At 66.4% G+C, this 12,871-nt stretch carries 15 protein-coding genes; 9 read left to right on the top strand and 6 right to left on the bottom strand.

Annotated elements, in window-relative coordinates; genetic code table 11:
- Nucleotides 1–174 precede the first annotated feature (174 nt).
- The 3 genes from CFB52_RS18715 to CFB52_RS18725 all read left to right on the top strand — a co-directional run bounded on the left by CFB52_RS18715 (nucleotide 175) and on the right by CFB52_RS18725 (nucleotide 2,561).
- Nucleotides 175–420, top strand: a complete 246-nt coding sequence (locus CFB52_RS18715; protein WP_059575255.1) for a DUF3717 domain-containing protein — start codon at nucleotides 175–177, stop codon at nucleotides 418–420.
- A 265-nt stretch (nucleotides 421–685) separates the two neighbouring features.
- Nucleotides 686–1,603 (top strand): LysR family transcriptional regulator, encoded by a 918-nt coding sequence (locus CFB52_RS18720; RefSeq protein WP_050018064.1) that lies wholly within the window; start codon nucleotides 686–688, stop codon nucleotides 1,601–1,603.
- Nucleotides 1,604–1,718: 115 nt separating this feature from the next.
- Entirely contained in the window at nucleotides 1,719–2,561 is an 843-nt protein-coding gene (locus tag CFB52_RS18725; protein WP_099317164.1) for an alpha/beta fold hydrolase, read from the top strand.
- 40 nt (nucleotides 2,562–2,601) lie between these two features.
- Here the strand turns inward: CFB52_RS18725 and CFB52_RS18730 are convergent, their stop codons facing one another.
- Nucleotides 2,602–2,955 (bottom strand): hypothetical protein, encoded by a 354-nt coding sequence (locus tag CFB52_RS18730; protein ID WP_050018066.1) that lies wholly within the window; start codon nucleotides 2,953–2,955, stop codon nucleotides 2,602–2,604.
- A gap of 207 nt (nucleotides 2,956–3,162) precedes the next feature.
- Nucleotides 3,163–3,783, bottom strand: a complete 621-nt coding sequence (locus CFB52_RS18740) for a TetR/AcrR family transcriptional regulator (protein ID WP_060967847.1) — start codon at nucleotides 3,781–3,783, stop codon at nucleotides 3,163–3,165.
- A 102-nt stretch (nucleotides 3,784–3,885) separates the two neighbouring features.
- On the opposite strand from CFB52_RS18740, the gene CFB52_RS18745 reads away from it, so the two are divergent.
- Nucleotides 3,886–5,127, top strand: coding sequence for a glycosyltransferase (locus tag CFB52_RS18745; RefSeq protein ID WP_099317165.1), 1,242 nt, complete (start codon nucleotides 3,886–3,888; stop codon nucleotides 5,125–5,127).
- A 15-nt stretch (nucleotides 5,128–5,142) separates the two neighbouring features.
- Here the strand turns inward: CFB52_RS18745 and hutC are convergent, their stop codons facing one another.
- The 3 genes from hutC to CFB52_RS18760 all read right to left on the bottom strand — a co-directional run bounded on the left by hutC (nucleotide 5,143) and on the right by CFB52_RS18760 (nucleotide 7,509).
- Entirely contained in the window at nucleotides 5,143–5,838 is a 696-nt protein-coding gene (gene hutC, locus CFB52_RS18750) for a histidine utilization repressor (protein ID WP_099317166.1), read from the bottom strand.
- Nucleotides 5,839–6,019: 181 nt separating this feature from the next.
- Complete coding sequence (locus CFB52_RS18755; protein ID WP_099317167.1) at nucleotides 6,020–7,147, bottom strand: porin; 1,128 nt, start codon at nucleotides 7,145–7,147, stop codon at nucleotides 6,020–6,022.
- Nucleotides 7,148–7,278: 131 nt separating this feature from the next.
- Nucleotides 7,279–7,509, bottom strand: coding sequence for a hypothetical protein (locus CFB52_RS18760; RefSeq protein WP_180278229.1), 231 nt, complete (start codon nucleotides 7,507–7,509; stop codon nucleotides 7,279–7,281).
- Between the two features lie 742 nt (nucleotides 7,510–8,251).
- Here CFB52_RS18760 and CFB52_RS35145 point away from each other — a divergent pair.
- The 5 genes from CFB52_RS35145 to CFB52_RS18785 all read left to right on the top strand — a co-directional run bounded on the left by CFB52_RS35145 (nucleotide 8,252) and on the right by CFB52_RS18785 (nucleotide 11,205).
- Nucleotides 8,252–8,398 (top strand): hypothetical protein, encoded by a 147-nt coding sequence (locus CFB52_RS35145; RefSeq protein WP_226094222.1) that lies wholly within the window; start codon nucleotides 8,252–8,254, stop codon nucleotides 8,396–8,398.
- A gap of 90 nt (nucleotides 8,399–8,488) precedes the next feature.
- Nucleotides 8,489–9,178 carry an ABC transporter permease gene (locus tag CFB52_RS18770; protein WP_059575273.1) on the top strand — a complete coding sequence of 230 codons (690 nt, stop codon included), beginning with the start codon at nucleotides 8,489–8,491 and terminating at the stop codon, nucleotides 9,176–9,178.
- Complete coding sequence (locus CFB52_RS18775) at nucleotides 9,175–9,888, top strand: ABC transporter permease (RefSeq protein ID WP_059575275.1); 714 nt, start codon at nucleotides 9,175–9,177, stop codon at nucleotides 9,886–9,888. Before CFB52_RS18770 ends, CFB52_RS18775 begins: the two co-directional genes overlap by 4 nt.
- A 33-nt stretch (nucleotides 9,889–9,921) precedes the next feature.
- On the top strand, nucleotides 9,922–10,689 hold the full coding sequence (locus CFB52_RS18780) for an ABC transporter ATP-binding protein (protein ID WP_099317870.1): 768 nt from the start codon (nucleotides 9,922–9,924) through the stop codon (nucleotides 10,687–10,689).
- 81 nt (nucleotides 10,690–10,770) lie between these two features.
- Nucleotides 10,771–11,205 carry a cupin domain-containing protein gene (locus CFB52_RS18785; RefSeq protein ID WP_027813051.1) on the top strand — a complete coding sequence of 145 codons (435 nt, stop codon included), beginning with the start codon at nucleotides 10,771–10,773 and terminating at the stop codon, nucleotides 11,203–11,205.
- Nucleotides 11,206–11,432: 227 nt separating this feature from the next.
- Here CFB52_RS18785 and CFB52_RS18790 read toward each other — a convergent pair whose 3' ends face one another.
- Nucleotides 11,433–12,788: a polyhydroxyalkanoate depolymerase gene (locus CFB52_RS18790; RefSeq protein ID WP_099317169.1), complete on the bottom strand. Its 1,356-nt coding sequence runs from the start codon at nucleotides 12,786–12,788 to the stop codon at nucleotides 11,433–11,435.
- Nucleotides 12,789–12,871 lie beyond the last annotated feature (83 nt).

Raw genomic sequence — 12,871 nt, forward strand, 5'->3', positions numbered from 1 at the left:
TCAAAGCCGGTTATATTGCCCGACCCTACCGGGCCACGGCCCGGCCGGCGCGACAGGCGCGGCGCGGATCGGCATCCGGCGCGCGCCGCGTGCGGCGGCCGGCGAGTGGCCCGGCGTTTTCATCGTTCCATCCGGGCCGGCACGGCCCGCGGAGCGCGCAACTTAGAGGAATCCATGAGCGCATCACCCGCCGAGCGGAAGGCCGGACCCGTTTCCATCGTGCGAATCGAAGCCGCGATCAACGCGTGGCGCGAAGTCTACCCGCCGGCGCCGAACGGCGAAGACGGCTACGCGCTCGACGCGGGCAGCAACTGCCTCGCCGAGCTGTACGGCAAGATGATCTGCTACCAGTTGCCGGACGTGCCGCTCGACTCGTTGAGCCACGAGCAGCGCGACGCGCTGTACGCGACCGAGGTGTGATGCGCGGTCGCGCCGCCGCGGCCGCCGCGGCGATGAAACGACGGGAAGCTTGCGGGCTTCCCGTTTTGCTTGGGGCAGCCCCCGGACGTCGCCGCGGGCACGACGCTGCTTGCGCCAGGATCGGCGCCGGCTGAGGTATCGTGACGGGATCGGGAAGCAGGCGATCGAGGACGCCGGTACGGATGGCCGGCGACGGTGACCGGTGCGGGCGCTGTCCGTGCGGTGCCGAAGGAGCGTCCGGCGCCTGTCCCGGGAGGATTCGAACATGGAGTTGAGACACCTCCGCTACTTCGTCGCGGTGGCCGAAGAGCGGAATTTCACACGGGCGGCGGAACGGCTGCATATCGCGCAGCCGCCGCTGAGCCGGCAGATCCAGCAGCTCGAGGAAGCGCTCGGCGTGCCGCTGTTCGAGCGCACCGCGCGGCCGCTGAAGCTGACCGATGCCGGGCGCTTCTTCTATTCGCACGCGGTACAGTTGCTCGCGCAGACGACCGAGCTCGAATCGATGACGAAGCGGGTCGGCAAGATCGAGCGCAGCATGTCGGTCGGTTTCGTCGGCTCGACGCTGTACGGGATGCTGCCGAAGATCATCCGGCGCTTTCGCAGCGAATATCCGGCCGTCGAGCTGAGCCTGCACGAGATGTCGACGATGGATCAGATCAAGGCGCTGAAGGAAGGGCGTATCGACGTCGGGTTCGGTCGCATCCGCCACGAGGATCCGAGCGTGCGGCGCGTCGTGCTGCGCGAGGAGCGGATGATCGTCGCGCTGCCGGTCGGTCACGTGCTCGACAGCGCGAAGCCCGTGCTGTCGCTGCACGATCTCGTGAACGACACGCTGATCATCTTTCCGAAGGCGCCGCGTCCGAGCTACGCGGACCAGGTGCTCGCGGCCTTCCACGATCGCGCGCTGCAACCGCGCCGGATCTACGAGACGCGCGAATTGCAGATCGCGCTCGGCCTCGTCGCGATGGGCGAGGGCGTGTCGGTCGTGCCGCATAGCGTGTACGGGCTGAAGCGCGACGACATCAGCTACAAGCCGCTCGACGATCCGAACCTCGTATCGCCGATCATCATGAGCATGCGCATGCTCGACGAATCGGAGGACATCCGCGCGATGCAGGCGCTGATCTACCGGCTGTACGACGAAGCGCAGATGGAGTATCTGCCGCCGCAGCCCGAATGAGTGCGTAGGCAAAAGAGGCTTGGGCTTGCTTGACGCCGCGCGCGCCGGCAGGCCACCATGTTCCGATTCGATGCGGCCGCCGACGCGCGGCCGCTTTCATGCAGACGACCGACACATGACCGATATCGTGACCGAGGAGATGACCGTCGAGACGCCGCAAGGGCGTCTCTTTGCGAAACGCTGGCGTGCGGAGCCGGCGCACCACGCGGCCGCGCCTGGGCCGGCCGCGCCTGAGCCGGCCGCGCCTAAGCCGGCCGCGCCGATCGTGCTGCTGCACGATTCACTCGGCTGCGTCGACCTGTGGCGCGACTTTCCCGCGCAGCTTGCACGCGCCACGCAACGCGACGTGATCGCATACGATCGCCTCGGTTTCGGCCGTTCGGATCGTCATCCGGGCCAGCTCGGCACGACATTCGTGCGCGACGAGGCCGATCATGCGTTCGTCGCGGTACTGGAACAGCTCGGCGTCGATGCGTTCGTCGCGTTCGGGCACAGCGTCGGCGGCGGGATGGCGGTCGGCTGTGCGGCCGCGCATCCGGCGCGTTGCCGCGCCCTCGTGACGGTCGCCGCGCAGGCGTTCGTCGAGGATCGCACGCTGGCCGGCATTCGCGACGCGGGGCGGCAGTTCGACGAGCCGGGGCAGCTCGACCGGCTCACGCGCTATCACGGCGACAAGGCCGAATGGGTGCTGCGCGCGTGGGTCGACACGTGGCTGTCGCCGGCGTTCCGCGACTGGAATCTCGACGGCGACCTGCCGCACGTGCAGTGCGCGACGCTCGCGATTCACGGCGAGGACGACGAATACGGGTCCGACGTGCATCCGAAGCGGATCGCCGCGCGCGTCGCGGGGCCGTCGTCGTTTCTGTTGCTCGCCCGCTGCGGGCACATGCCGCACCGCGAGCGAACGGACGACGTGCTGGCCGCCGTCGCGACGTTGCTGCGCGACGCGAGCGCCTGAGCGCGCTCGCCATCGTCGGCGGGCGTCCGCCCGCCGGCCGTCAGAACGAAAGCTGGATCGCGAGATCGATCGCCAGCAACGCGATCGATAGACCGATGCCGAGAATCACGTTCGGCAACCGGTGCTCGAAATCGCGATGATCCTTGCGCATCGCGGCGCCGAGCAGGAAGATCGCCTCGACGACGATCTGCAGTCCGACGAACAGCAGCATCAGCAGATACTCGTAGCCCATCTGCTTGAACGCGACGAATTGCATCCCGTGATCGCGGATCCACTGGCCGACGCGCAGCAGTTCGTAGACGAACAACAACGCAGGGAACAGGTAACTGATGAAGTAGGTCGGCGCGGTGGCGTGCCGTAGTTCGAGGTGGAAGTGCTGATGCGTGGTAGCCATCACAACCCTCCTTGCAACGCATGATTGCGGTCGCGACGGCGGCGCGATTGCGTGCGAACCAGGGGATTGCCCGAGGCACAGTGCGCAGCCGTACGTCATCAGCATACTGCTGCGCGCGGAATTTGGCATGCAATGCGTGTGTTCGTTGTAACAGTGTGTATGCGCCGCGCGACGCGTTGGCCGCGTCCCGCTGCCGGTCGTGCTGCGTCACCGTTTCGCTTCCGCGCCTTCGATGAACAACTTCGCGACCGCCTGAAACTCCCGTTTCAGCGACAGTCCCGGCACGGTCAGCCAGCGCAGCATCGCCGCGAGATACAGGTGATGGAACCACGTTGCGAGCTGGTCGGCCCGCAGCGTGCGGTTCAGTTCGCCGGCCTGCTGACCGGCTGCGATCAGTTGCCGCCACACCGGCGCGATATCGCCGCCGTTCTCTCCCGCACGCTCCGGTTCGGCCGCGCCGATGCCGAGGAAGCGATGCCGCAGGTATGCGAGCAGGTACGCCGGATGTTGCTCGCACCAGGCGGCCGACGCGTCGAGCACGCAGCCGATGCGCGACGCAAAGGTCTTGCGCCGCGCGACGTCGTGCTGCAGATGCGCGAGATCGCGCGCGAGTTCGCCTTCGAGCCAGTGCGCGAGCACGGCTTCCTTCGTCGGAAAGTGGTTGTACAGCGTGCGCTTCGCGACATCGGCCTCGGCGGCGATCTGCTCCATCGTGACGGCTTCGTAGCCGTGCGCGTCGAACAGGCGCGCGGCGGTGGCGGCAAGATGCGCGAGCATCTGAATGCGTTTGCGCGCGCGGCGGCCCGGATCGTCGGTCGGAATCGTCATGGCAGGGGTTGACTGAAAGTGTACGGATTGCATTAGTATACGACGTGCACTTTTTTTGAATCCAACCTTTTCGGCTTTTCCGCCGTGTACGAGGCGCCCCGCATGAAACTCGTCATCGCCACCTACGGCACCGAAGGCGACACGCGTCCGCTCGCGGCGCTCGGCCGCGCGCTGATGGATGCCGGTCACGACGTCCGCCTGCTGGCCGATGCCGCGACGCTCGGGTCGGCCGCCGCGCTCGGCGTGCCGTCGGCGCCGCTGTCCGGCGACATCCGTCGCGCGATTGCGCCGGAAGGCGTGTTGGCCGATGCGGTGCGCGGGCGCGGCGGCTTCCACGATACGTCGAAGGCGCTTGCCGTGATCGCGAATGCGAACACGGCCGCGTGGATGCGCGAAGTCGCGGACGCGTCGGCCGGGCGCGACGCGCTTCTCGTGTCGGGGCTTGCATCGTTCGTCGGGTTGTCGGTCGCCGAATATCGCGGCATACCTGCGATCGGCACGGGCATGATCCCGATCACGCCGACCGCCGAATTCGCGTCTCCGTTCCTGCCGCCGGGGAAGTTGCCGCGCGGGCTGAATCGCGCGAGCCATCGGCTCGTGAACGCGTTGCTGTGGCAGGCGTTCAGGAAGTCGACGAATGCCGCGCGCGCCGGCGTATGCGGATTGCCGCCGCGCAAGCACGTGTGGGCCGACCATCCGATGCTGTATGGCGTGTCGCCGGCGCTGTTGTCCGGCCCGGCCGACTGGCCGGCCAACGTGCACGCATGCGGCCAGTGGCGAATCGATGCGCATGCATGGGCGCCGCCGCCCGACCTGTCGGCGTTTCTCGACGCGGGCGAGCCGCCCGTGTACGTCGGTTTCGGCAGCATGGCCGGCTTCGATCGTGCGGCGCTGGCCACCGCGCTGACGCATGCACTGGCCGGCCGGCGCGCGCTGTTTTATCCGGGCTGGAGCGGCATCGATGCGTCGCTGCTGCCCGCGCACATCCGCGTGATCGACGACACGCCGCACGACTGGCTGTTCCCGCGCGTCGCGATGGCGGTGCATCACGGCGGGTCGGGCACCACGCATTCGGCGGCGCGGGCCGGCATTCCGTCGGTGGTCGTGCCGTTCGCGGGCGATCAGTTCTTCTGGGCGAACCGGCTGCAGCGGCTCGGTGTCGCCGATGCGCCGATCGCCGGCAGGCGCATGGACGCTGCCGCGCTGGCGCGGGCGATCGCGTTTGCCGAGCGCGGCGACACGAAGGCGCGTGCGACGGAACTCGGTGCGCGCCTCGCGCGGGAGGATGGCTTGAAGCTGGCCGTCAGCGCGATCGAACGATGCGCGCAACCGCGCGCGAGGTGAGCGCGCGCATCGGCATCAGAAATGCCCGGTGAACCGGTAACGGCTGCCCGGGTGCCACAGATTGGCGACCGACGCGACCATCCCTTGCGACCACGTGCGCCGGTGCAGCAGCAGGCACGGCTCGCGATCGTCCATCGTCAGGTGATAGCGCGTTTCGGCGTCGGGCATCGCGGCCTCGATCCGGTATTCGACACGCTGCAGCGGCGCGACGCGCGTCAGGTACTGGTTCGGCGTCGTCGTCGTGAAGTCCTGCAGCGCGTATTCGGGTGCGCAGGCCGGATTGACCCAGCGTTCCTCGAGTTGTACGGGCGTGTCGTTCTCGAAATGCAGCACGCGCGAATGAAAGATCGGGCTGCCGGTGTCGAGCTGCAGTTCGTCGGCGAGCTTCGCATCGGCGACCGCCGCGCCGACCAGCAGCACCTGCGCGCGATAGCCGTGGCCGCGCGCGGCGACTTCGTCGGAGATGCTGCGGATCGCGACGAGCGTGGATTCGTATTTCGGCGACGCCACGTAAGTGCCCGAGCCGCGCGTGCGCGTGAGCACCTGTTCGGCGGTCAGTTCGCGCAGCGCGCGGTTGACGGTCATCCGCGCGACGTTGAATTCGCGCGCGAGCTCGTTCTCCGACGGCACCTGGTCGCCTTCCGCCCATTCGCCGGCATGAATGCGCGCGAGGATGAAGTCCTTGATTTCCTGATAGATCGGTGTGGTCATGGGATCACGATTCAGAGTCGGCGGCGGGCCGCCGCCGAATGCCGATCCGGCGCGCGCCCGGCGCCGAGTGTACCGGTTTCGCGGGCGCGCCGGCCCGGATTCCCCGAATGATCCCTGTTCGGCCGGCGCGCGTCCATGCGGGATTGCATAGAGCGGCCGGCCTTCGACGGCCCGCGCGCGGTCAGAACCGATGCCGGATGCCGACCGTCGCGACCACCTGCGTGCGCGTCGACGAAGCCGCGAGCCCCGTGACGTTCGCGAACCCGAGCGTCGCGCCCGACGGCACGCCGAACGCGTGCTGGTACACGGTTTCCGCGTACACGTCGGTGCGCTTGCTCAGCGCGTAGTCGGCCATCAGCGTCGCCTGGTGCCACTTCGGCCGGTGGCTGCCGGTTGCGTCGTCGTAGCGGCCGTCGGTGAACGTATAGGCGAGCGCGAACGAGACCGCCGGCGTCAGCGCGTAGCGCGCGTTGACCTCGTAGTTGTCGAAGCGCAGCGCGTTCAGCGCGCCGGGCAGCGACGACGCGGCCGTCTCGTCGAACATCGAGTGCGTCCACAACGCGCCGATCGTCAGCCGGTCGAACGCGTAGCTGCCGCCGGCGCCCATCACGCGCTGCCGGACGGCCGGGAAGTTCGGCGCGTCGTTCGTCGACAGTGCGCCGCCGGCCGTCAGGCCGCCGCGATTGAGCTGCAGGTACGCGGCGCCGAGGCTGACCGGCCCGTTCGCGTACGACACGCCCGCGCTGTATGCGCGGTTGCTCGCGAAGCCGCCGGCCGCGTTGCTGAACCCGTACAGGCCGCCGAACTGCCAGCCGGCAAGCGTCGGGCTCGTGTATTTCACCGCGTTGTCGATGTAGAACGAATCGTCGATGTTGTCGTTGTCGAACGGATGCGACGCGAGGTTGTTGCCGTCGCCGTTGTTCGCCATCGCGAGCGGGCCGAGATAGTCGACCACGGCGTCGTATTGACGGCCGAGCGTCAGCGCGCCGTACCGGTCGCTCTGCAGCCCGACGTACGCGCGGCGGCCGAACGTCGTATTTCGATAGGACTGCGTGCCGTTGTTCAGATTGAAGCCGCTTTCGAGGCGGAAGAGCGCGTGCAGGCCGCCGCCGAGATCCTCGTTGCCGCTCAGCCCGAAGACCGTATTCGACAGCAGCCCGCTGCCTTGCTGCCACGTGCTTTTGCCCGACTGGTTGTTCGTATAGGCGATACCGGCATCCAGCATCCCGTAGAGCGTGACGCTGCCTTGCGCGTGCGCGGCGGCGCTGAAGAGTGCAAGCGAGAGGGTTCCGACAACTGCTTTTTTCATTGCATGTATTTCCTGGAAAGGCCCGTTTCGACGGGAACGGCGATCCGTCACGCGTGCCCGTGCGAACACGCGTGTGCGAATCGATGAAAGGGGAGCGCGTGACGCGTGTCACGCGCGGCGGCGAACGCCGGCTAGTGCTGCAACAGGCGGATCGCGCCGAACTCGGCGGCCGGCAGCACGCGCAGGATCGACAGGATCGCGGGCGACGCCTGCGAGCGCGCGACTTCGAGCTCGATGCACGCGCGCCCGGTGCGGCTGTCGAGCGAGGCCGCGTAGCAGTTGAGCGCGGCGCCGACGGCCTGATGCAACTGGCGCCGCACGAGCGCAAGGTCGTCCGATTCGACGCGGATCGACAGCAGCACGAGCGGGTCCGCGGCACAACGACGCCGCGAACGGGCGAGCGGCAGACCGCGTGAAGCAGCGCATTCGGTTCTGGTCGATTTCATGTGTTCATCCCCGGCTCGCATCGTGCTCCGCACTGCAGAGATCGCATATCGGACATGGCGCCCATTCTAGGAAGCGCGGTGACGATGCGGTGTATAGACTCGCGCCCACCCCGAAAAGAACCCGTAAAAACGCCGTACGCCTGGCTTTGCCCCGACGTGTTCGGTCTTCTCGTAAAGGCATTCGCGTGCGCGGCGTGCGCGGGTACATGGCGAACTTGCGCCGCACATGCCAATCGCGGCCGATTCGGCCCGGGCATCCACCGGCGGAATCCCCATTCGCCCGCCCGCTGGTCGGGCCGGGAACGGTCGGCTCGGCGAACGGGAAACCTGGCGATGGCTGGATAAGTATAGACAAGTGAGAGCGCGTCTCCGGTCTGGGTCGATCGTTGGGAGAAGTCCCGTGTTTAACTTGATGTGATGCGCAATTGGTTGAAAAACAAAGGAAAAATTTCATCGGTGCAAGAATCCGCCGACGACTAGAGATAAACCCGGATTGCCGGGCATTCCTCGAAAAAGGCAAAGTTGTATGTACAACTTTGAGCGTCGCCGGAAGGGGCGATCGCCGGGTTGGCAGGGTTCGCGGCGGGGGCGCGGTGCCGGCGGCGCCGGCGCGGGCTGCCCGACAGGGCCCGCCCAGTTCGCCTCTGACAGGAACGCCATGAAGAAACTCGCGCTCAGTATTGCCCCCGCTTGCATCGCGGTCGGTGCCCATGCCAACGATGGGTCGACGATCCGCTTCGGTACTTCGCATTCGACGTCTACGGCGGTTGATCGGCCCGCGCGCCGCGCGCTGCGCCCGGGCTGATGAGCAGGTGCATCAGTCAGCGCGCAAAACTCGTTTGATGCGCGGTTAATGGCTATTGACGATCCAGCCACATCGTTCCGGATTCTTCATATGATCTTTCAAGGATTTGGCCCGCTGCTGTGGGCCGGCACGGTCGAGACCGTGAAGCTCGCGGTGCTGTCGCTCGCCGCGTCGCTCGTGCTGGGCCTCATCGGTGCGAGCGCGAAACTGTCGACCCACCGCATGCTCAAGTCGATCGGCACCTTCTATACGACGCTGATCCGCGCGGTGCCCGATCTCGTCCTGATGCTGCTGCTGTTCTACGGGATGCAGATCCTGCTGAACAACGTCACCGACGCGCTCGGCTGGCGCCAGATCGACATCGATCCGTTCGTCGCCGGCGTCATCACGCTCGGCTTCATCTACGGCGCGTACTTCACCGAAACGTTCCGCGGCGCGTTCCTCGCGGTGCCGCGCGGCCAGCTCGAAGCCGGCTTCGCGTACGGCATGAGCGGCTGGCGCGTGTTTCGCCGCATCCTGTTTCCGCAGATGATGCGCTTCGCGTTGCCGGGCATCGGCAACAACTGGCAGGTGCTCGTGAAGGCCACCGCGCTCGTGTCGATCATCGGCCTCGCCGATGTCGTGAAGGCGTCGCAGGACGCCGGCAAGAGCACGCTCGATTTCTTTTTCTTCACGCTGGCTGCGGGCGCGATCTACCTCGCGATCACGACGGTGTCCAACGTCGTGTTGCATCACCTCGAGAAGCGTTATTCCGTCGGCGTCCGGAGGCTCGCACTGTGATCGAACTCGTCAGCCAGTACTGGCAAAACTTTCTCTATACCGACGGCTACCGCTTCAGCGGCCTCGCGATCACGCTGTGGCTGCTGGTCGTGTCGATCGCGCTCGGTTTCGCACTTGCCGTGCCGCTCGCGATTGCGCGCGCGTCGTCGAACCGCTGGATCTCGGGCCCCGTGTGGCTCTACACGTACGTGTTCCGCGGCACGCCGCTCTACGTGCAACTGCTCATGTGCTACACGGGCATCTACAGCCTGCAGGTCGTGCACGACCACGTGCTCCTCGACACATTCTTTCGCAACGCGATGAACTGCACGCTGCTCGCGTTCGTGCTGAACGAATGCGCGTATGCGACGGAGATATTCGCGGGCGCGATCAAGGCGACGTCGGCCGGCGAGATCGAGGCAGGGATGGCCTACGGGATGTCGCGCTTCAAGCTCTATACGCGCATCATCCTGCCGTCCGCGCTGCGCCGCTCGCTGCCGAGCTACAGCAACGAAGTGATCCTGATGCTGCACGCGACGACGCTCGCGTTCACCGCGACCGTGCCCGACATCCTGAAGGTCACGCGCGACGTCAATTCGGCGACGTACATGTCGTTCCAGGCCTACGGCATCGCTGCCGTGCTGTACGCCGTCGTCGTGTTCGCGCTCATCTGGGCGTTCCGCAAGCTCGAGACGCGCTGGCTCGCGTACCTCGCGCCGCGCAGCCATTAACGCATTCGCATGATCCGCAACGAAGGACTCCGCATGTACAAGCTTACCGTTGACAACCTGCACAAGAAATTCGGCGACAACGAGGTGTTGAAGGGCGTGTCGATGAAGGCGAAGGCCGGCGACGTGATCAGCATCATCGGCTCGAGCGGCTCCGGCAAGAGCACGTTCCTGCGCTGCATCAACTTCCTCGAACAGCCGTGCTCGGGGCAGATCACGATCGGCAGCGAGCCGATCCAGACCACGCGCGACCGCAACGGCTCGCTGCGCGTGGCCGACCAGAAACAGTTGCAGCGCATGCGCACGAAGCTGTCGATGGTGTTCCAGCACTTCAACCTGTGGGCGCACATGACGGTGCTCGAGAACGTGATCGAGGCGCCGATGGCCGTGCTCGGCGTTGGCAAGGACGAGGCGATCGCGCGGGCGCGCAAGTATCTGGAGAAGGTCGGGCTCGCGCCGCGCGTCGAGGGCATGTACCCGTCGCACCTGTCGGGCGGCCAGCAGCAGCGCGTCGCGATTGCGCGCGCCCTCGCGATGGAGCCGGAAGTGATGCTGTTCGACGAGCCGACATCCGCGCTCGATCCGGAGCTGGTGGGCGAGGTGCTGAAGGTGATGCAGAAGCTCGCCGAGGAAGGCCGCACGATGGTCGTCGTCACGCACGAGATGGGCTTCGCGCGCAACGTGTCGAACCATGTGATCTTCCTGCATCAGGGGAAGATCGAGGAAGAGGGCGATCCGCAGCAGATTCTCGTGAATCCGAAGAGCGAGCGGCTCAGGCAGTTTCTGTCGGGACGGTTGAAGTAAGCCCGCGCGCGTTTCGCGCCGCCGCAAACTGGAACGCTAAATGCTTGTCTCGCGTGATCCTTTCGATGAAGGAGCACCGCGATGAGCACGCCGACCACCACTGCTTTTTCCCACGTGAAGCCGCAGGACACCGCCTTTCAAGGCGAGGGCCTGCGCGACTTTTTCCTGTACCGCGATCTCGGTATCGCCGCCGCGACGAACGGCAAGGTCGTCGCGCAACTCGTCAGGGCCAATCATGCACCGGAGGCGGGCACCGGCTGGCACCGTCACGAAGCCGAATTCCATATCGTGATCATGCTGAAGGGCTGGGCGCGCTTCATGTACGGCGAACAGGAAACGCTGGTGGCCGCCGGCGACTGCGTGCATCAGGCGCCGGGGATCGTCCACTACCTGTTCGACTACTCGCCGGACATGGAGTACCTGGAGATCGTCGGGCCCGCCGACTTCAAATCGATCGACGTCGACGGGCCATGCGCGGTGCCGGAGCCGACGCCGTGGGGCGAGGCCGGCGCGTAGCGTGCCGGTTGGGTGTGCGTTTTCGAAGAACCGTTTTCATTCAGGCGGTTTTTTATTGATCCGCTGACTTCTGCGGCCCGTTCTCCGCTCCCGCACATTGCTTCGAATTCCAAAGGGTTGCGAAGATCCTCACGCGGGGTTTTGCCCGCACGGCGCTCCAGTGTCGCGGCCAACATCACCCCGCATCTCCGGCGGGGCGGGGCAATTCACCGTGGCGCCAGTCGCGTTCAGTGCGCGTGATCCGATTCCGCCTCGGTCGCTTCGTCGATCCCGGATGCACGTGCATCGAGCAGCGCACGCAGCGTGACGTAGTGCGCGCCGCTTGTGTCGCCTTCCGCATCCGCGGTGCGATCGTACGGCTCGTTGTCGTGAATCGTCGCCCGCACGATCGGATAGATCTGCGTTTCCCACCGGCTGCCGTTGAACACGCCGTAGTGCCCCACGCCCGTCTGTACATGGTGCGTTTTCAGGTACGACGGTAACCCCGAACACAGTTCCTGCGCGGCCACCGTCTGGCCCACTGCGCAGATATCGTCTTTCTCGCCTTCGACCGTCAACAGCGCGGTGCGATGAATCGCCGCTGGTTCGACGAGCGTGCCGTCGACGGTCAGCTCGCCGCGTGCGAGCGCGTACTGCTGGAACACCTTCTCGACCGTTTCCAGATAGAACTCCGCGGTGAGGTCGGCCGTCGCGAAATATTCGTCGTAGAAATGCCGCAACGTGTCCGCTTTCGCCGGGTCGCCTTTCGCGCGTTCGTAGTACAGATCGGCGAACGACGACGCATGCCGGTCCGGGTTCATCGACATGAACGCGCCGACCTGCACGAAGCCCGGATACACGCACCGCTGCGCGCCGACGAAACCTGTCGGCACCACGCTGATCAGGTTGCGCGCGAACCAGTCGATCGGCTGGCTCGTCGCGAGTTCGTTGACCTTCGTCGGATTCACGCGGCAGTCGATCGGGCCGGCCATCAGCGTCAGGCTTGCGGGTTGTGCCGGATCGCCGCCGGCCGCCATCAGCGAGACCGCCGCGAGCGACGCGACGGTCGGCTGGCAGATCGCCAGCACGTGTGCGTCTGGGCCGATGTGACGGATGAAGTCGATCACGTGTGTGACGTATTCGTCGAAACCGAAACGCCCGGCCGCCAGCGGGATGTCGCGCGGGTTGTGCCAGTCGGTAATGTACACGTCGTGATCGGCCAGCATCGTGCGCACCGTGCCGCGCAGCAGCGTCGCGAAGTGCCCGGACATCGGCGCGACGATCAGCACGCGCGGCTGGCGCGCGACCGGCCGCGCCTTGCGGAAATGCAGCAGCGTCGCGAACGGCGTGGCCGCGGCCGCTTCCTCGACGATCGGCACCGTTTCGCCGTCGACGACGACCGATGCGATCCCGAACGGCGGACGCCGATGCGAGAACGCGCAGCATTCGAGCAGTTCGCACAGCGCGTCGACCATGCGGCCCGTTGGCGTCGACGTCGCCGGCGGCCACAGCGACATCGTCGCGCGCGTGGCGGCTGCCCATGCACGCGCCGGGCGCAGGCATTCCGCAGACCATTGATAAAACGGATAGGCAAGCAGATTCATCAGACCGCCGCTCGTGACGTCGCATTGCAGGGAACGAGGCAAGCCGTATGCCAGCATGAAGCTGGCACGCGCGTTGCAGCGGT

This window comes from Burkholderia sp. AU18528, from assembly GCF_002223215.2.
In the GTDB taxonomy this organism is placed as follows: Bacteria; Pseudomonadota; Gammaproteobacteria; order Burkholderiales; family Burkholderiaceae; genus Burkholderia; species Burkholderia semiarida.